The sequence below is a fragment of the Edwardsiella sp. EA181011 genome (assembly GCF_000800725.1).
Taxonomy (GTDB): Bacteria; Pseudomonadota; Gammaproteobacteria; order Enterobacterales; family Enterobacteriaceae; genus Edwardsiella; species Edwardsiella anguillarum.
This window is the reverse complement of sequence record NZ_CP011364.1, coordinates 1,394,055-1,412,690: the sequence shown is the minus strand read 5'-3', so window position 1 is coordinate 1,412,690 and position 18,636 is coordinate 1,394,055. Positions and strand designations below refer to the sequence as shown.

Sequence of the window (18,636 nt, the reverse complement as noted above, 5' to 3'; positions counted from 1 at the left end):
TACTCCATCAAAAAGGGTTACATCCCCAGCAGCCGCTCTTCCAGCTGTTCGGTCTGCTGCTGGAGCCTGTCTAGAAATCGTAGCTTGCGCACGCTGTCCGCCGCCTGGGTCCAGGCCTGACGATCCAGCTCACTCACCATCTGCGCGCTGCGGGCCTGCACCATTTTAGCGATCCCGTCGGCAAAGTTCATTAACGCCTCATCGGCGTCGGCGCGCTGCTCCAGCGCCTCCAGCTCCTCGCGCAGGGTCATCTGCTCCATCAGGAAAGCCGTATCGCGCAGGGTCTGCTGTTCATTATTGATGTCAAAACCGTGCAGCGAGAGCAGGTACTCGGCCCGCTTGAGAGGATGTTTGAGCGTCTGATAGGCGTCGTTGATGGTCGTCGCCTGCTGCATCGCCAGCAGACGATCGCGCTCGGGCGCGGTGGCGAAACGATCGGGGTGAAACTGACGCTGCAGGTCCTGAAAACGCACAGCGAGCAGGCTGCCGTCCACGTCATAGCGTGCCGGCAACCCGAAAAGCGTGAAGTAGTCCATGCCGTACTCTGATGCTGATACCGTGAAAGCGGCGTCGCCGACGTCGGCTGGTTAAGGAAAGGCGACGGCCGCCGGTGACGCGGGCGCGGGTTAAACGTTAAAGCTCTCGCCGCAGCCGCACTCATTCTTAACGTTCGGGTTGTTGAACTTAAAGCCTTCGTTCAGGCCCTCTTTAACGAAGTCCAGCTCGGTGCCGTCGAGGTACACCAGGCTCTTTCCGTCAACGATGACCTTCACCCCTTTATCCTCGAAAACCACATCGTCCTCGTTCAGGACATCGACAAACTCCAGCACATACGCCATGCCCGAACAGCCTGAGGTTTTTACCCCCAGACGCAGGCCCAATCCCTTACCGCGATTGGTTAAAAATGTCTGTACGCGCTTTGCAGCGGAGTCGCTCATGGTAATCGACATACAACAACCTCAGTCAAAAAATTCAGGGTGACGGCGACCAGAGAACCGGCCGCCGGAGCGCGGCGCTTATTCCGCGCTATGCTTGTTTTTATAATCGGCGATCGCCGCCTTGATGGCGTCTTCTGCCAGGATCGAGCAGTGGATCTTCACCGGCGGCAGCGCCAGCTCCTCGGCGATATCGGTATTCTTGATCTCCGCCGCCTGCTCCAGGGACTTGCCCTTGACCCACTCAGTGACCAGCGAGCTGGAGGCGATGGCAGAGCCACAGCCGTAGGTCTTGAAACGGGCGTCCTCAATGATACCCTCATTGTTGACTTTAATCTGCAACTTCATCACGTCGCCGCAGGCCGGTGCGCCAACCATACCGCTGCCGACACTGGGATCGCTATTGTCAAAGGATCCGACGTTGCGCGGATTCTCGTAGTGATCGATCACTTTATCGCTATAAGCCATTTATCGATGCTCCTAAAAGGGTGTCCAGGGAATTAATGGGCTGACCATTCGATGGTGCTGATATCCACGCCCTGCTTATGCATTTCCCACAGCGGTGAGAGCTCGCGCAGACGGCCGATGGATTTACGCACCAGATCGATGGCGTAATCGACCTCTTCTTCCGTGGTAAAGCGCCCCAGAGAGAAGCGGATGGAGCTGTGCGCCAGCTCATCGTTCAGGCCCAGTGCGCGCAGCACATAGGAGGGCTCCAGACTGGCAGAGGTACAGGCAGACCCGGAAGAGACGGCCAGATCCTTCAGCGCCATGATCAGGGATTCCCCTTCAACAAAGTTAAAGCTGACGTTCAGGATGTTCGGCGCCCCCTGCTCCAGGGAGCCGTTCAGATACACCTCTTCGATATCCTTCAGCCCGTTCCACAGGCGATCGCGCAGGGCGCGCAGACGCGGAACTTCGGTCGGCATCACCTCTTTGGCGATACGGTAGGCCTCGCCCATCCCGACGATCTGGTGTACCGGCAGGGTCCCGGAACGCATACCGCGCTCATGGCCGCCGCCGTGCATCTGCGCTTCGATACGCACGCGCGGCTTGCGGCGAACGTACAGGGCACCAATGCCCTTCGGGCCATAGATTTTATGGCCGGAGAATGACATCAGATCGACCTTCAGTTTACTCAGATCAATCGGCAGTTTGCCCACGCTCTGGGTGGCATCCACGTGGAAAATAATGCCACGCGCGCGGCACATCTCGCCGATGGTCTCAATATCCTGAATGATACCGATTTCGTTATTCACATGCATGATGGAGACCAGGATCGTGTCGTCACGCATCGCCGCTTCCAGGGCATTCAGGTCGATCAGCCCGTTGGGCTGCGGCGCCATATAGGTCACCTCAAAGCCTTCACGCTCCAGCTGACGGCAGGTATCCAGCACCGCTTTGTGCTCGGTCTTACAGGTAATGATGTGCTTGCCCTTCTTCTGATAGAAGTTGGCGGCGCCTTTGATGGCCAGGTTATCGGCCTCGGTCGCACCGGAGGTAAACACGATCTCGCGCGGATCGGCACCCACCAGCTCGGCGATGTTATTGCGCGCAACGTCTACCGCCTCTTCGGCTTGCCAGCCGAAGCGGTGGGAGCGGGAAGCTGGGTTACCGAATGTACCGTCCAGCGTCAGATACTGCATCATCTTCTCAGCCACGCGCGGATCGGCCGGCGTCGTTGCGGAGTAGTCCATATAAATCGGTAATTTCATTCTTTTGCTCCGTACATCACTTCCAAAAATGATTTGCCTACGGGTGATAATTCAACGCCGTGCCCGCGCTTAGGCGCGCAGGTTCACGTTAATCGTATCCTGACGCCCGGCCGCGACAACGCTGCGCCGTGCATCGATATCCTGTCGGTCAGCCACATCCATGACTTCCTGGTTATTGACCAGCTCCGCCAGCGAAATATTGTTTAGAAAGCCGCTGATACGCTCGCTGAGATCGCGCCACAGCGCGTGGGTCAGGCAGCGGGTTCCCCCCTGGCAGCCCTCTTTTCCCTGGCAGCGGGTTGCGTCCACCGACTCATCCACGGCGGTGATCACCGCGCCGATGGCAATCTCGCTGGCCTCTTTTCCTAGCAGGTAACCGCCGCCGGGACCGCGTACGCTGGCCACCAGACCATTCTTGCGCAGGCGAGAGAACAGTTGCTCCAGATAAGAGAGCGAGATCCCCTGGCGTTCTGAAATATCCGCCAGCGGTACCGGTCCTTCCTGGGAGTGAAGCGCCACATCGAGCATGGCTGTTACGGCATAGCGCCCTTTGGATGTCAGTCTCATGGCTAATAGTCCCTTTGGGAAAAAGAGTGAAACACGCGGTGTTGCTCAACGGTTTCATCCTCTCATTCCTGACTATTTCAGTCAACTATTTATCCTACTATTTTAGTCAAGTATTATGCCGTTGTCGACGCCGCCCCTCCGCGAGAAACGCGCGGCAATACCAGCCAGCGTCCACGCAAAAATACCCGTGTATTCTACTATGATATAGCCGCTGTCGCAGTTAACTTTCGTGCCGTTCTGCGTCGCACTTATCAATTGAGGCCAGTATACCGCGCAGGATATTCAGCTCCTGAGCCTCCGGGCGGGCGCGAGTGAACAGGCGGCGCAGACGGTTCATGACCTGACCCGGATTCTTCTCACGGATAAAACCGGTGTGGTGCAGCGTCTGCTCCAGATGGGCATAAAAGCGCTCCAGATCGTCCGCCAGCGGATAGGCCGCCTCCTCCACCGCCGGCGCCTTGGCCGCCTGGCGATCCAGATGCGCGACGCGGATTTCATAGCTGAGGATCTGCACCGCCATCGCCAGATTCAGCGAGGTGTACTCCGGATTAGCCGGGATCTGCACATGGTAATGGCACTTCTGCAGCTCATCGTTGGTCAACCCGACCCGCTCACGGCCAAATACGATGGCGACGGGCGCATGCTCCGACTCCATGGCGCTGCGCTGGCCGCATTCGCGCGGCTCCAGCATCGGCCACGGCAGCGAGCGCGAACGGGCGCTGGTGCCCACCACCAGGCTGCAGCCGGCGATCGCGTCATCGAAGCTGTCCACGATGGTCGCGTTGCCGATCACATCGCTGGCGCCGGCCGACAGGGCAATGGCCTGTGAGTCGGGGCGTACCAGCGGGTTCACCAGATACAGGTTGGTCAGTCCCATGGTCTTCATGGCGCGGGCGGTTGACCCCATGTTGCCGGTGTGGGAGGTTTCCACCAGCACGATGCGAATATTGTCCAGCATGCTTACTCATTACACGGTTGAATTGATTCTGCGATTTTACCATAAGGCGCTATTAATGGTTTCTATTGATTTATTTACCGCCGAGCAATTTCACAGCCAATTGATATAAAACACTATTTATTGTTATGGTCCACGGATATCAAAACGGCATGGTTGTTTGCCGCGCACTTTGCTATACTCTTCGCCGTCTAAATTTCCCGTTCTTTAACATCTAGTGGAAGATTCCCATGCATCCGATGCTGAACATCGCCGTGCGCGCCGCGCGCAAGGCCGGTAACCTGATTGCCAAAAGTTACGAAACGCCCGACTCAGTAGAAGCCAGCCAGAAAGGCAGCAATGATTTTGTGACCAACGTCGATCGCGATGCTGAACACCTGATCATCGAGACCATCCGCAAGTCTTACCCCAAGCACACTATTATCAGCGAAGAGTGCGGTGAGCTGCTGGGTGAAGATCACGAGATCCAATGGGTAATCGATCCGCTGGATGGCACCACCAACTTCGTCAAGCGTCTGCCGCACTTTGCGGTGTCCATCGCCGTACGCATCAAGGGCCGCACCGAAGTCGCCGTCGTCTATGATCCGATGCGCAACGAGCTGTATACCGCCACCCGTGGTCAGGGCGCGCAGCTCAACGGCTACCGCCTGCGCACCGGCGTCGCCAAAGATCTGGATGGCACCATCCTGGCCACCGGCTTCCCGTTCAAGATGAAACATCACGCCGCCACCTACATCAAGATGGTCGATAAGCTGTTTACCCAGTGCGCCGACTTCCGCCGCACCGGCTCTGCCGCGCTGGATCTGGCCTACGTCGCCGCCGGCCGCGTGGACGGTTTCTTTGAAATCGGCCTGAAGCCGTGGGACTTCGCCGCCGGTGAGCTGCTGGTGCGCGAAGCGGGCGGTCTGGTTACCGACTTTATCGGTGGCCATGGCTACCTGGCCAGCGGTAACGTCGTCGCCGGTAACCCCCGCGTCGTCAAGTCGCTGCTGGGCGCCCTACGCGACGAGCTGAGCGATGCGCTGAAGCGCTAATCGCCCGCCCGAATGGGCACCAAATTCGTCTTTTTCAACGCCCTGCCGGAGCCCCCGCGCAGGGCGTTTTGCTTTTTTGCGCTCGCCGCCGCACGGAAACCCCGCGTGGACGCCCCACCGAGGTCATCGGGCTTTGCTATGCTTAGACGATGCCCCAGCGTCCGCCTCGCGGGGCGTACCCTATGCCGGTTTCGTCGCTCTTCGCCCGGGGGGAAACACACATGCAGAACGATGTCCCGCTGCCGCCGCCGCACTCCCGCGCTGAGCGACACTGTAATCTGGCGCTGCGGCTGCTGCTGCCGACGACGCCGCTGACGATGGCGCGCCTGTGTAAGCTGCAGCAGCAAACACCCTATGAGGCCGAGCGAGATCTGAGTCACCTGGTCAGCGACATCATGCGCTATCACGCCCTGTATATCAGCTTCCACCCGCGCCATGGCTATCGCCTGCACGGCCCGGCCTATGAGTGGCGGCTGTGCCTGCTGCACTGGCTACAGCGTACGCTGCGCTACTTCCCGGCCAACGTGGAGCTCCTGCTATCTCCTGCCCTGCACCCAGCCTTTTCTCGACAGACGCTCTACGAACGCCTGCAGCAACGCGCCCCGATCCTGGAATCCCCAACTATCCCGGCATCCGCGGCCTTTACGCCGCGCCAGCTGATCGGCTGCATGATGCTATACGCCGCCGCACAGGGCCACGGCGGTCGATCGGATTCACTGATGCCCTGCTGGCTGCTGCCCTACCGCCGCCGCTGGCTGGAGCAGAAAGAGGAGTATGCCGTTGCCGAGGCGCTATGCCGCATCTACATCGGCGACGCGCCGGCGGACGTTCTGGAACAGGAACGGCTATTCGCGACGCTGCTGTTAACCCTGCTCAAGAATCATAGCCACAGCCCGCGGGACAATGCGCAGGACCGAGCCCTCATGCACGAGATTGAGCGCTGCGTCGACTGCGTCGAGCGCGACAGCGATGTGCGACTCTCCCAGCGCGAAAGGCTGTGCGCCCGCCTGTTCGCCCACCTCGGCGCCGCCGTTGAGCGCGCGCTGTTCGACATCCGTATCGGCACACCGCTGGCGGCGGAGCTGGCGTCTCACCATCCCGCATTACTGGCGCTCACCCGCCGAGCCATCGCCGGGCTGGAGCGACACTACCGTATCCGCTTCTCCCCCGAGGAACTGAGCCTGATCGCCGTCAGTATCGGCGCCTGGCTGATGCAGGCCGGCCGACTACAGGAGCCACCGGCGTAAAAAAGCCCGCACGCGGCGGGCTCGGCAGGGCTGGTAGTCGGTCAGGCATAGACCGGCAGGCGTTCACAGAGAGCCAGCACCTTCTGTTTAGTGCAGGCGATCGTGGCCTCATCATGGATGTTGTCCAGTACGTCGCACATCCATCCCGCCAGCTCGCGGGACTCCGCCTCGTTAAAGCCACGGCGCGTGATGGCCGGGGTGCCGACGCGGATGCCGGAGGTCACGAACGGGCTCTGCGGATCGTTGGGCACGCTGTTTTTATTCACCGTAATATTGGCGCGCCCCAGCGCGGCGTCGGCCTCTTTGCCGGTGATCTGCTTGTCGACCAGATCCAGCAGGAACAGATGGTTTTCCGTGCCGCCGGACACCACCTTATAGCCGCGCTGCAGGAAGACGTCGACCATCGCCTTGGCATTCTTAGCCACCTGCTGCTGGTAACGGGTAAACTCGGGCTCCATCGCCTCTTTCAGCGCGACCGCCTTGGCGGCGATCACGTGCATCAGCGGCCCGCCCTGCGCCCCCGGGAACACGGCAGAGTTCAGCTTTTTATACAGCGCCTCATCCAACCCCTTGGCCAGGATCAGGCCGCCGCGCGGACCGGCTAGGGTCTTATGGGTGGTGGTGGTCACGACGTGAGCATGGGGAACCGGATTGGGGTAAACCCCGGCGGTGACCAGACCCGCCACGTGCGCCATATCCACAAACAGGTAGGCGCCGATGCTATCGGCGATCTCGCGCATACGCGCCCAGTCCACGACGCCGGAATAGGCCGAGAAACCGCCGATGATCATCTTCGGACGGTGCTGCTGCGCCTGCGCCGCCAGATCGTCATAGTCGATACGGCCATGCGCGTCGATGCCGTAAGGCACCACGTTATACAGCTTACCGGAAAAGTTAACCGGAGAGCCATGCGTCAGATGGCCGCCGTGCGCCAGGTTCATGCCCAGTACCGTATCGCCCGGCTGCAGCAGCGCGGTATAAACGGCGAAATTGGCCTGAGAGCCAGAGTGGGGCTGCACGTTAGCGTAGTCGGCGCCAAACAGCGCCTTGGCGCGATCGATCGCCAGCTGCTCGACCTGATCCACATACTGGCAGCCGCCGTAGTAGCGCTTGCCCGGATAGCCTTCGGCATATTTATTGGTCAGCTGGGAGCCCTGCGCCTGCATAACCCGCGGGCTGGTGTAGTTTTCCGAGGCAATCAGCTCAATATGCTGCTCCTGACGCGTCACTTCCTGCTGCATTGCCTGCCACAGCTCGGCATCGTAATCGGCAATGTTCATCTCACGCTTTAACATCCGCTTCTCCTGACTCAGCTAACCGGTTTTGAGTAAATCTGGCCCTCACAGCCAATACATCTCCACCCCAACGGGCAATCGTCACAGTGTAATATGTTTTTAGCTTGTTACAAACACCTTGCCCCATCTTTTGCGCAATCGTTTGGCACTCCGTGGCGCAAGGCCTCGGCCAGATAGACACCTTGTTGCATTTTTGTGCGCGCAGCGATAGGCGTGCATAAAAAAACACCATTACCGTAACGCCAATGAGGCCCATCGGCAATTATTGATTTACAGCGTCGCCTAAAAGCATTAAGTTGCATTTAAAATGCAACTTAATTGGCAACGCCCAGGAGCGCCCATGCTGGACACACAAACCATCGCTATCATCAAATCCACCCTGCCGCTGCTGCAGCAGTATGGCCCGGGACTGACCGCCCATTTCTACCAACGCATGTTTCACCATCATCCAGAGCTGAAGTCTCTCTTCAATATGAGCCACCAGCGCAGCGGCGATCAGCGCGAGGCGCTGTTTAACGCCATCTGCGCCTATACCGCCCACATTGATACCCCCGCCGCGCTGGCCGGCGCGGTGGAGCGTATCGCTCACCGGCACGTCAGCGTCGGTATTCAGCCGCAGCAGTACGCCATCGTTGGCCATCATCTGCTCAAAACGCTGGAGGAGCTGTTCAACCCCGGCAGCGATGTGCTAAACGCCTGGGGAAAGGCCTACGACGCGCTGGCGCAGCTGTTTATTGCGCGGGAGGCCCGGCTGTATCAGGGACACGTCGGACAGCCCGGCGGCTGGGCGCATCAGCGAGCGTTTACGATCGCCGAAAAACGGGCGGAGAGCGACCTGATCACCAGCTTTACGCTGGTGCCACAGGATGGCGCGCCGATCGCCAGCTTCCTCCCGGGGCAGTATCTGGGCGTATATGTGCGCCATCCCAGCCTCCCGCGCCAGGCGATCCGTCAGTATTCACTGACCCATGCCCCCAACGGTCAGCATTACCGTATCGCCGTCAAACGGGAGCCTCAGGGCGCCGTCTCCCGCTACCTGCACGACGTCGCCGGCGCGGGCGATACGCTGCACCTCTCAGCTCCCTGCGGCGGGTTTACCTTAGAAACGACACCAGAGACGCCGCTGGCGCTAATCTCGGCAGGCGTCGGTGTGACCCCGCTGCTCAGCATGCTGGATACCCTGAGCCGCCGTGGACAGCGCGCCCCGCTGTACTGGCTGCACGCCGCCGACAGCGACCCCGTACGCGCCTTTGGCGAGGAGAGCGAGCGCCTGCTGGCCACGGTTCCCCTGCATCACGCGCATCTGTGGCTACGCCGCGGCGAACCCGCGCAGCCGGTCCACGCCCGCTGGCATCGCGGTACGATGGATCTCGGCGCCGTGGGCGATGGGCTGCGCGATCCGCGCATGCAGTTCTATTTCTGTGGACCGATTGGCTTTATGCAGCACGTGGCGCGGCAGCTGCTGGCGCAGGGCGTCGATGCGGAACGGCTGCACTATGAGTGCTTCGGCCCACACAAAATTCTGTGATCCCGCCGGCCCGGCCATCCTCGCGCCGGAAACGCCGGCGCTGCCGCCCGCGGCGACTGAGCGATGAGGGATAAAACGAAAAACCCCGGTTCATTTCTGAACCGGGGCTTGGAATGTTGGCGGAACGGACGGGACTCGAACCCGCGACCCCCTGCGTGACAGGCAGGTATTCTAACCAACTGAACTACCGCTCCGCGTTGTTCCCGCTGGGGGAACGAGGCGCATATTACGGTCAGCGCCCGGCGGCGTCAACCCTTTTTCACCGCAAAACCATCATTCGCACATATTTTATACTTTGCGATGATTTTCCAGCAAATTTTCTCGTTTAGCTACGCCACAGACAGCTGCCGCCCTTTTTCTGGACCAGATCCAGGCGCTGTTCATGGGCCGCCAGCTCCGCCTCGCTGGCGTACACGATCCGTAGCCCTTTAGCGCCGCGTACCACCCGGCGAATTTCCGACGCCTGCGACTGAGAGGCGCCGTCGCCGTCGCTGGAAAACGCCAGCGATGTCTGGCCACCGGTCATGATAAGGTAAACGTCGGCCAGGATCTGGGCATCCAGCAGCGCCCCGTGCAGCGTACGTTTGCTGTTGTCTATCTCATAGCGGTTGCACAGCGCATCCAGGCTGTTCCTTTTGCCCGGAAACAGGCGACGCGCCATCACCAGGCTATCGGTGATAGTGCAGAATGTCTCCGTCTTCGGCAGATCGCGCCCCAGCTTGGCAAACTCATAGTCCATAAAGCCGATATCGAACGGCGCGTTATGGATCACCAGCTCCGCGCCGCGGATAAACGCCAGAAACTCGTCGGCAACCTCGGCAAAGCTGGGCTTATCCAGCAAAAAGTCATCGCTGATGCCGTGCACCGTAAACGCCTCGGGATCCACCAGGCGATCCGGCTTCAGGTAAACGTGAAAATTACGGCCGGTCAGGCGACGATTAACCACTTCAACGGCGCCGATTTCAATGATGCGATGCCCCTCATAGTGGGCACCCACCTGGTTCATACCGGTGGTTTCCGTATCGAGGACGATTTGGCGGGCGATAGGGGTAGTCATTTTACTGTGCTCATCGTGTCACTTTATGTCAGACTCACGGTTTTGATCAGGGAGTAGTCTACCAGAGATGTTAAAGCAGGTTGAGATTTTCACCGATGGCTCCTGCCTGGGTAACCCGGGTCCGGGTGGCTATGGCGCCATTCTACGCTACCGTCAGCATGAAAAGGCGCTCAGCGCCGGCTATCGGCTAACCACCAACAACCGCATGGAGCTGATGGCGGCCATCGTCGCCCTGGAGACGCTGACCAGCGCCTGTCAGGTCACACTGTTCAGCGATAGCCAGTATGTCCGTCAGGGCATCACCCAGTGGATCCACGGCTGGAAACGACGCGGCTGGAAAACGGCGGATAAAAAACCGGTGAAAAACGTCGATCTGTGGCAGCGGCTGGATCAGGCCATCGGCCCGCATCAGGTGGAGTGGATATGGGTCAAAGGCCACGCCGGCCACCCGGAGAACGAACGCTGCGATGAGCTGGCACGCAGCGCCGCCGGGGCACCGACCCGGGAGGACAGCGGCTACAATCCCGAGTAGCCGCGTCACCGGCGGTGCCACTAAGCCGGTCGCCGCAGGATCTTCGCCGCGCCGCCAAGCGCGCGGCGGATCTCGTGATGCGCCCGTAGGACGCGCTGCGGCGTCAAGGTCAACGGAACGGTGCGCTTCCGCGCCACAATCAGCATCAGACACCCCATCGCCGGAAAGTGGCGACTCAGCAGAGAAACACAGGGCTGATGCCAGGGCAGCACCTGAAAACGTGACGCCGCCAGCACCTCGTAGTTCAGCAGATTCAGCCAGTCGATGAGGCGTCCCATACTGAACATACGGCTGTTATAGGGCACCCGGCGGCACAATCCGGGCACCAGCTTCCCCATCCCCAGCAGGCTCAGCGGACTAAAGGCGCTGATGATAAGCCAACCGTCATCTACCAGTACCCGATCGACCTCGCGCAGCACCCGGTGCGGATCGCGGGAGTAGCCCAAGGTGTGGGCCAGCAGGCAAGCATCCACCGACTTCGCGGCGAACGGCAGATGCGTGAGATCGGCAATCACCTGTAAATGCTCTCCCTCCGGCGCCACACTCACCTGATGTGATATGGTACAGCGGTCCGTTGCCAGATCGGTGCTCAGCGCCCCCAGCTTCAGCAAATGGTAGCCAAACAGCTTGGGCCACCACGGCGTTAAACGCAGCTCCAGCGCGGCCCGGTAGTGCATTCCCCACGGGATTTGCCGCCAGGTAAAAGGCGCGTTCAGCGTACGCTTGCTCAGTGCCGGTTTCATCGTCACCTCTGACTTTGGAGTAGATAACATCATGGATCTTATCGGTCTTCCTGTCCTACAGGATAACTACATCTGGCTGCTAATCAATCCGCAGCATCAATGTCTGATCGTCGATCCCGGCGTCGCCGCGCCGGTTTTACACTATTTGACAGAGAATAGGATAACCCCTAAAGCCATCCTGCTGACGCATCATCATAATGACCACGTTGGCGGCGTTGCAGAGCTCGTCCAAGCCTACCCTGAAATGCCGGTTTACGGCCCGGCAGAAACGCAGGGGCTGGGGTGTACCCAGATCGTGGCCGACGGCGATACGTTCTCCCTGCTAGAGTGCCAGATTTCGGTCATGGCCCTGCCGGGACATACGCTGGGCCATGTGGCCTACTACAGCGCCCCTTACCTGTTTTGCGGCGATACGCTATTTTCCGCCGGCTGCGGCCGCCTGTTTGAGGGCAGTGCGCAGCAAATGTTTGACTCGCTACAGCGCATTATGCAACTTCCTGATAACACGCTGGTGTGCTGCGCTCACGAATATACCGAGTCAAATCTGCAATTTGCACGGCATGTCTTACCCCAAAACAGGGCAATAGAAACATATCAGCAACACGTAGCGACGTTGCGGGCAAAACAGCAACCTACGGTGCCTTCAACGCTACGGATTGAGAGGGAAATAAATCCATTCTTACGCTGTTATGATGATGATTTGCAAAGGAATGTAGGTTTTCCTACGCAACCTAATGAGATTTGGCGAGTTTTTGCCTGTCTACGCGACATGAAAGACAGCTTTTAAAGCTTTTTCTTGTGTTGTGCGGCCAAGCAACGTATTATTGCTCGTCTTTTAATCACCAGTGACACACACATGAAGGCTAAAGCGATTATCTTCGCCTCCGTGTTGTTGGCTGGCTGTCATGGGGCCTCCCAATCACAGCCGGAGCAATATGCACAGAGTTTGTCTTCTGTCAGTCGAAGTGAAGCAGGACAGCCCTCGGACGCACGAGCGACCTCCGCGCGATGGTTAAGCGACAGCAATACCCTCGCGCAGGATGACTTATGGGGCTTCATTAGTGACGACATGAAGATAAAGGTTCCGGACAATGCCCGGATCCGCGAGCAACGAAACAAGTATTTACGCAATAAGAGCTATCTCCACGATGTAACATTACGGGCAGAGCCGTACATGTACTGGATTGTCGAGCAGATTAAGAAACGTAATATGCCGATGGAACTGGTACTGCTACCCATAGTGGAGAGCGCTTTTAATCCGCATGCAACATCATCGGCCAACGCCGCAGGGCTATGGCAGATCGTGCCTCAAACGGGTCGTAACTACGGATTGAAACAGAACCAGTGGTATGACGGACGCCGGGATATCGCCGCCTCGACAACGGCTGCGCTGGATATGATGCAGCGCATGAACAAGATGTTCGACGGTGACTGGCTGCTGACTCTGGCTGCATTCAACAGCGGCGAAGGGCGTGTCATGCAGGCGATCAAGGCCAACAAGCGCAAAGGGCGTCCGACCGACTATTGGTCTCTCTCCCTACCGCGTGAGACGGCGCTGTACGTGCCGAAGGTGCTGGCGCTGAGCGATATCATTAAGCATAACCAGCGCTACGGTATCAAGCTGCCTAAGTCGAGCCAGGAGCGGGCGCTAGCGCGCGTTGACGTCGGTCAGCAGATGCAGCTCAGTCAGGCTGCCGAGATGGCCGGGATGTCGCTGACTAAGCTGAAGTCGTTCAACCCAGGCTATAAGCGCAACGTTACCGCGCCGAGCGGTCACGGTCCGCGCTATATCATGGTGCCTCAGGCTCACGTTGATCGGCTGAAGGATTCGTTGGCAGAACGTGAAATTGCCGCGATCCAGCCGGATACCGAGCTGGCGAACAATCGCAGCGCGTCAACCTACCGGGTGCGCAGCGGCGATACGGTGTCTGGCATCGCCCGTCGCCTAAACATGACGCAGAAAACGCTGCTGAGCATGAATAATATGGGCAGCCGCAGTACCCTGAAGGCCGGGCAGACGCTGAAGGTCGCCACGGACGCGAAAGGCACTGCGCTGGCGGACAATACCATCACCTATAAGGTGCGGAAAGGGGACTCACTCTCCAGTATTGCACGCCGCCACGGCGTCGACATCGATGATGTCATGCGCTGGAACAGCAAAGTGAACAACCCGGGTCAGATCCAGCCGGGCGATCTGCTCACCCTGTACGTGAGGGATAAGCAGGACGGCAACAGCTGACGCCACTAACGGCAATAAAAAAGCGCCTTTTCGGCGCTTTTTTATTGCACGGTATGGAGGTCCATCACTCGGGACGAAACTCAACCAGCAGCGGATTATGATCTGAGGCCTGAGTCACCAGTACCGATGCCTCCACAACGCCTAAACCACGATAAAAAACAAAGTCTAAAGGACGCCCAAAGGCCGTACGGCGATGATCGTTCGTGAAGTGGACCTCACGTAGCTCCATACCGCTGGCAAAGCGCCTCAGGGCATTCAGACGGCGATTACTCCAGGCATTGAAATCCCCCGCCATGATCACCGGCCCCTTATGCAGGGCAATCTGCTCCCCTATCGGATCCAGCTGCTTGCTGTAGACCTCAACGCCTAGGCTAAAGTTGACCGCATGAATATTCACCACCATCAGCAGGCGCCCGTCAAACAGCGGATATACCGTCACCAGCGCTGATTTCGCCAGACGGATCAGCGGCTCCTTCTCCCGCAGCGGACAGCAGTAGATCGGGTGTGCCGCGGCCAGGGTCATCACGCCGGAGGGATGTTGGGGCAGCGAGAAGGCCGGCACCTGATCGGCCGTCAGATAGTGACTGGTGGCAAAGCGCACCAGCTCAGGGGTGGTTTGCGCCTCCTGCAGTAGCACCAGCTGTGAACGACGCCCATACTCTTTCAGCACCGACAGCCAATCAGCGCGCTGCTGCTTGAAAATATTCCAGACCATGATCCGCAGGGCATCATCCGTCGGTAGCGCCTGGGTCATCGCCGGCTGGCTCAGCGCGTCGGTGGCTCCGGGAAAAATACGCGTCGCCGGCATGCCCGCCGTATAGCGCATGGCAAAGTTCTTTTTGCGCACGTTTACCGCCTGTTGCTCAGAATACATCGTAGAAAAGACGCGGGAGTGCGCATTCCACGCTATGTCCTCGAGTCTACTCCTCTGTTATAGGGATGCACAGCGTGAATTACAACCGCCGGGCGCCCAGCTCCGGTGATATCGGCAAAGTGTAAGCCTGAAAGGACACGCCAGGCGGGGTAGAAGAGTCCAGCGAAAAATGGGAATGGGAAAACAAAAAGGCCTGCTGAACCAGCAGGCCTTTAAAATAAGTGGCGGAACGGACGGGACTCGAACCCGCGACCCCCTGCGTGACAGGCAGGTATTCTAACCAACTGAACTACCGCTCCACCGAATTTTGTCTCTTGGCACACTCTCCACCTACAGAGTTCGGCCTCCGTCGGCGGGTACTAAAAAGGCCTACTGAACCAGCAGGCCTTTTGAATAAGTGGCGGAACGGACGGGACTCGAACCCGCGACCCCCTGCGTGACAGGCAGGTATTCTAACCAACTGAACTACCGCTCCACCGAATTTTGTATCACCCCCGTTTCCGGGGTACTGCTAAATTTGATGCCTGGCAGTTCCCTACTCTCGCATGGGGAGACCCCACACTACCATCGGCGCTACGGCGTTTCACTTCTGAGTTCGGCATGGGGTCAGGTGGGACCACCGCGCTATCGCCGCCAGGCAAATTCTGTTTTACCAACCGCCATCACTGGCCATCGGTTCCAATCTTGAACAAGCTAAATTCGTCTCTCTAAAACACCTTCGGTGTTGTAAGGTTAAGTCTCACGGATCATTAGTACTGGTTAGCTCAACGTATCGCTACGCTTACACACCCAGCCTATCAACGTCTTAGTCTTAAACGTTCCTTCAGTGGACTCAAGGTCCAAGGGAAGATTCATCTCGAGGCAAGTTTCGCGCTTAGATGCTTTCAGCGCTTATCTTTTCCGCACGTAGCTACCGGGCAATGCAATTGGCATCACAACCCGAACACCAGCGGTGCGTCCACTCCGGTCCTCTCGTACTAGGAGCAGCCCCTCTCAATCTTCCAACGCCCACGGCAGATAGGGACCGAACTGTCTCACGACGTTCTAAACCCAGCTCGCGTACCACTTTAAATGGCGAACAGCCATACCCTTGGGACCTACTTCAGCCCCAGGATGTGATGAGCCGACATCGAGGTGCCAAACACCGCCGTCGATATGAACTCTTGGGCGGTATCAGCCTGTTATCCCCGGAGTACCTTTTATCCGTTGAGCGATGGCCCTTCCATTCAGAACCACCGGATCACTAAGACCTGCTTTCGCACCTGCTCGAGCCGTCACTCTCGCAGTCAAGCTAGCTTATGCCTTTGCACTAACCTCCTGATGTCCGACCAGGATTAGCTAACCTTCGTGCTCCTCCGTTACTCTTTGGGAGGAGACCGCCCCAGTCAAACTACCCACCAGACACTGTCCCTACCCCGGATCACGGGGCCAGGTTAGAACATCAAACATTAAAGGGTGGTATTTCAAGGTCGGCTCCATGCAGACTGGCGTCCACACTTCAAAGCCTCCCACCTATCCTACACATCAAGGTTCAATGTTCAGTGTCAAGCTATAGTAAAGGTTCACGGGGTCTTTCCGTCTTGCCGCGGGTACACTGCATCTTCACAGCGAGTTCAATTTCACTGAGTCTCGGGTGGAGACAGCCTGGCCATCATTACGCCATTCGTGCAGGTCGGAACTTACCCGACAAGGAATTTCGCTACCTTAGGACCGTTATAGTTACGGCCGCCGTTTACTGGGGCTTCGATCAAGAGCTTCGCCTTGCGGCTGACCCCATCAATTAACCTTCCAGCACCGGGCAGGCGTCACACCCTATACGTCCACTTTCGTGTTTGCAGAGTGCTGTGTTTTTATTAAACAGTTGCAGCCAGCTGGTATCTTCGACTGGCTTCGGCTCCATCCGCAAAGGACTTCACCTACATGCCAGCGTGCCTTCTCCCGAAGTTACGGCACCATTTTGCCTAGTTCCTTCACCCGAGTTCTCTCAAGCGCCTTGGTATTCTCTACCTGACCACCTGTGTCGGTTTGGGGTACGATTCAGTGTTATCTGAAGCTTAGAGGCTTTTCCTGGAAGCAGGGCATTAACCACTTCAGCACCGTAGTGCCTCGTCATCACGCCTCAGTGTTAAAGATGACCGGATTTGCCAGGTCATCACACCTACACGCTTAAACCGGGACAACCGTCGCCCGGCCGGTCTAGCCTTCTCCGTCCCCCCTTCGCAATAACACCAAGTACAGGAATATTAACCTGTTTCCCATCGACTACGCCTTTCGGCCTCGCCTTAGGGGTCGACTTACCCTGCCCCGATTAACGTTGGACAGGAACCCTTGGTCTTCCGGCGAGCGGGCTTTTCACCCGCTTTATCGTTACTTATGTCAGCATTCGCACTTCTGATACCTCCAGCAGCCCTCACAGGCCACCTTCAACGGCTTACAGAACGCTCCCCTACCCAACAACGCCTAAGCGTCGCTGCCGCAGCTTCGGTGCATGGTTTAGCCCCGTTACATCTTCCGCGCAGGCCGACTCGACCAGTGAGCTATTACGCTTTCTTTAAATGATGGCTGCTTCTAAGCCAACATCCTGGCTGTCTATGCCTTCCCACATCGTTTCCCACTTAACCATGACTTTGGGACCTTAGCTGGCGGTCTGGGTTGTTTCCCTCTTCACGACGGACGTTAGCACCCGCCGTGTGTCTCCCGTGATAACATTCTTCGGTATTCGTAGTTTGCATCGGGTTGGTAAGTCGGGATGACCCCCTAGCCGAAACAGTGCTCTACCCCCGAAGATGAGTTCACGAGGCGCTACCTAAATAGCTTTCGGGGAGAACCAGCTATCTCCCGGTTTGATTGGCCTTTCACCCCCAGCCACAAGTCATCCGCTAATTTTTCAACATTAGTCGGTTCGGTCCTCCAGTTAGTGTTACCCAACCTTCAACCTGCCCATGGCTAGATCACCGGGTTTCGGGTCTATACCTTGCAACTAGACGCCCAGTTAAGACTCGGTTTCCCTACGGCTCCCCTATTCGGTTAACCTTGCTACAAAATATAAGTCGCTGACCCATTATACAAAAGGTACGCAGTCACACCCCGAAGGATGCTCCCACTGCTTGTACGTACACGGTTTCAGGTTCTATTTCACTCCCCTCGCCGGGGTTCTTTTCGCCTTTCCCTCACGGTACTGGTTCACTATCGGTCAGTCAGGAGTATTTAGCCTTGGAGGATGGTCCCCCCATATTCAGACAGGATAACACGTGTCCCGCCCTACTCATCGAACTCACAGCTGTGCACCTTCGTGTACGGGGCTATCACCCTGTATCGCGCGACTTTCCAGACGCTTCCACTAATGCACAAACTGATTCAGGTTCTGGGCTCTTCCCCGTTCGCTCGCCGCTACTGGGGGAATCTCGGTTGATTTCTTTTCCTCAGGGTACTTAGATGTTTCAGTTCCCCTGGTTCGCCTCGTTAAGCTATGTATTCACTTAACGATAGTGCAACGGATTGCACTGGGTTTCCCCATTCGGACATCGCCGGCTAATAATGCTTCATATCAGCTCACCGACGCTTATCGCAGATTAGCACGTCCTTCATCGCCTCTGACTGCCTAGGCATCCACCGTGTACGCTTAGTCACTTAACCTCACAACCCGAAGATGTTTCACTTCGTGCTGTAAGCATTTGAGAGACTCTCGAATCACTTATTAAAAGCAATTCGATTGTTTTCGAATTTTCAGCTTGTTCCAGATTGTTAAAGAGCAAAATATTGCAAACATGACTCGTAAGTCCGTTTTGCAATACTGTTGGCACCGTCTTTCACCCGATACCGCAAATGGCGTCCCCTAGGGGATTCGAACCCCTGTTACCGCCGTGAAAGGGCGGTGTCCTAGGCCTCTAGACGAAGGGGACACAAGGGTCGGCT

General features: G+C 57.8%; 16 protein-coding genes, 4 tRNA genes and 2 rRNA genes. 6 read left to right on the top strand and 16 right to left on the bottom strand.

What is annotated here, in order from left to right; genetic code table 11:
- Positions 1 to 17: 17 nt before the first annotated feature.
- From hscB to trmJ, 6 genes are all read right to left on the bottom strand, one after another.
- Positions 18 to 536, bottom strand: a complete 519-nt coding sequence (gene hscB, locus QY76_RS06270; protein WP_034165400.1) for a co-chaperone HscB — start codon at positions 534 to 536, stop codon at positions 18 to 20.
- Between the two features lie 90 nt (positions 537 to 626).
- Entirely contained in the window at positions 627 to 950 is a 324-nt protein-coding gene (gene iscA / locus QY76_RS06265) for an iron-sulfur cluster assembly protein IscA (protein WP_005289574.1), read from the bottom strand.
- Between the two features lie 66 nt (positions 951 to 1,016).
- The gene (gene iscU / locus QY76_RS06260) at positions 1,017 to 1,403 is read right to left on the bottom strand and encodes a Fe-S cluster assembly scaffold IscU (protein WP_034165401.1); all 387 of its coding nucleotides are present in this window, start codon (positions 1,401 to 1,403) and stop codon (positions 1,017 to 1,019) included.
- Positions 1,404 to 1,435: 32 nt separating this feature from the next.
- Positions 1,436 to 2,650, bottom strand: a complete 1,215-nt coding sequence (locus tag QY76_RS06255) for an IscS subfamily cysteine desulfurase (protein WP_045425587.1) — start codon at positions 2,648 to 2,650, stop codon at positions 1,436 to 1,438.
- A gap of 69 nt (positions 2,651 to 2,719) precedes the next feature.
- Positions 2,720 to 3,217, bottom strand: a complete 498-nt coding sequence (gene iscR, locus QY76_RS06250; protein ID WP_012849640.1) for a Fe-S cluster assembly transcriptional regulator IscR — start codon at positions 3,215 to 3,217, stop codon at positions 2,720 to 2,722.
- Between the two features lie 220 nt (positions 3,218 to 3,437).
- Complete coding sequence (trmJ, locus tag QY76_RS06245; protein WP_012849642.1) at positions 3,438 to 4,175, bottom strand: tRNA (cytosine(32)/uridine(32)-2'-O)-methyltransferase TrmJ; 738 nt, start codon at positions 4,173 to 4,175, stop codon at positions 3,438 to 3,440.
- A 227-nt stretch (positions 4,176 to 4,402) separates the two neighbouring features.
- Between trmJ and suhB the strand changes: the two genes are divergently transcribed.
- The gene (suhB, locus tag QY76_RS06240) at positions 4,403 to 5,206 is read left to right on the top strand and encodes an inositol-1-monophosphatase (RefSeq protein ID WP_034165403.1); all 804 of its coding nucleotides are present in this window, start codon (positions 4,403 to 4,405) and stop codon (positions 5,204 to 5,206) included.
- Positions 5,207 to 5,427: 221 nt separating this feature from the next.
- Entirely contained in the window at positions 5,428 to 6,453 is a 1,026-nt protein-coding gene (locus QY76_RS06235; RefSeq protein WP_045425582.1) for a PRD domain-containing protein, read from the top strand.
- Positions 6,454 to 6,494: 41 nt separating this feature from the next.
- Here QY76_RS06235 and glyA read toward each other — a convergent pair whose 3' ends face one another.
- Complete coding sequence (gene glyA / locus QY76_RS06230) at positions 6,495 to 7,748, bottom strand: serine hydroxymethyltransferase (protein WP_045425579.1); 1,254 nt, start codon at positions 7,746 to 7,748, stop codon at positions 6,495 to 6,497.
- 340 nt (positions 7,749 to 8,088) lie between these two features.
- Here glyA and hmpA point away from each other — a divergent pair, with 340 nt between their 5' ends.
- Entirely contained in the window at positions 8,089 to 9,276 is a 1,188-nt protein-coding gene (gene hmpA, locus QY76_RS06225; protein WP_045425576.1) for an NO-inducible flavohemoprotein, read from the top strand.
- Between the two features lie 117 nt (positions 9,277 to 9,393).
- On the opposite strand, the gene QY76_RS06220 is transcribed toward hmpA, so the two are convergent.
- Positions 9,394 to 9,470 (bottom strand) — tRNA-Asp (locus tag QY76_RS06220).
- 131 nt (positions 9,471 to 9,601) lie between these two features.
- Positions 9,602 to 10,333, bottom strand: coding sequence for a DNA polymerase III subunit epsilon (gene dnaQ, locus QY76_RS06215; protein WP_034166000.1), 732 nt, complete (start codon positions 10,331 to 10,333; stop codon positions 9,602 to 9,604).
- A gap of 67 nt (positions 10,334 to 10,400) precedes the next feature.
- On the opposite strand from dnaQ, the gene rnhA reads away from it, so the two are divergent.
- Positions 10,401 to 10,865, top strand: a complete 465-nt coding sequence (gene rnhA / locus QY76_RS06210) for a ribonuclease HI (protein WP_034165999.1) — start codon at positions 10,401 to 10,403, stop codon at positions 10,863 to 10,865.
- A gap of 20 nt (positions 10,866 to 10,885) precedes the next feature.
- Here rnhA and QY76_RS06205 read toward each other — a convergent pair whose 3' ends face one another.
- Positions 10,886 to 11,608, bottom strand: coding sequence for a class I SAM-dependent methyltransferase (locus QY76_RS06205; RefSeq protein WP_045425573.1), 723 nt, complete (start codon positions 11,606 to 11,608; stop codon positions 10,886 to 10,888).
- A gap of 31 nt (positions 11,609 to 11,639) precedes the next feature.
- Here QY76_RS06205 and gloB point away from each other — a divergent pair, with 31 nt between their 5' ends.
- A complete protein-coding gene (gloB, locus tag QY76_RS06200; protein WP_034166002.1) occupies positions 11,640 to 12,395 on the top strand; it encodes a hydroxyacylglutathione hydrolase in 756 nt (251 codons plus the stop codon).
- Between the two features lie 69 nt (positions 12,396 to 12,464).
- Positions 12,465 to 13,847, top strand: coding sequence for a murein transglycosylase D (mltD, locus tag QY76_RS06195; protein ID WP_034165997.1), 1,383 nt, complete (start codon positions 12,465 to 12,467; stop codon positions 13,845 to 13,847).
- Between the two features lie 64 nt (positions 13,848 to 13,911).
- On the opposite strand, the gene QY76_RS06190 is transcribed toward mltD, so the two are convergent.
- The 6 genes from QY76_RS06190 to QY76_RS06165 all read right to left on the bottom strand — a co-directional run bounded on the left by QY76_RS06190 (position 13,912) and on the right by QY76_RS06165 (position 18,623).
- A complete protein-coding gene (locus tag QY76_RS06190; protein WP_081854080.1) occupies positions 13,912 to 14,721 on the bottom strand; it encodes an endonuclease/exonuclease/phosphatase family protein in 810 nt (269 codons plus the stop codon).
- Positions 14,722 to 14,943: 222 nt separating this feature from the next.
- Positions 14,944 to 15,020: transfer RNA gene (locus QY76_RS06185), tRNA-Asp, on the bottom strand.
- A gap of 99 nt (positions 15,021 to 15,119) precedes the next feature.
- Positions 15,120 to 15,196: transfer RNA gene (locus tag QY76_RS06180), tRNA-Asp, on the bottom strand.
- Between the two features lie 47 nt (positions 15,197 to 15,243).
- Positions 15,244 to 15,359, bottom strand: a 5S ribosomal RNA gene (rrf, locus tag QY76_RS06175).
- Between the two features lie 90 nt (positions 15,360 to 15,449).
- A 23S ribosomal RNA gene (locus tag QY76_RS06170) occupies positions 15,450 to 18,357 on the bottom strand.
- A 190-nt stretch (positions 18,358 to 18,547) separates the two neighbouring features.
- Positions 18,548 to 18,623 (bottom strand) — tRNA-Glu (locus QY76_RS06165).
- Between the last annotated feature and the right edge of the window lie 13 nt (positions 18,624 to 18,636).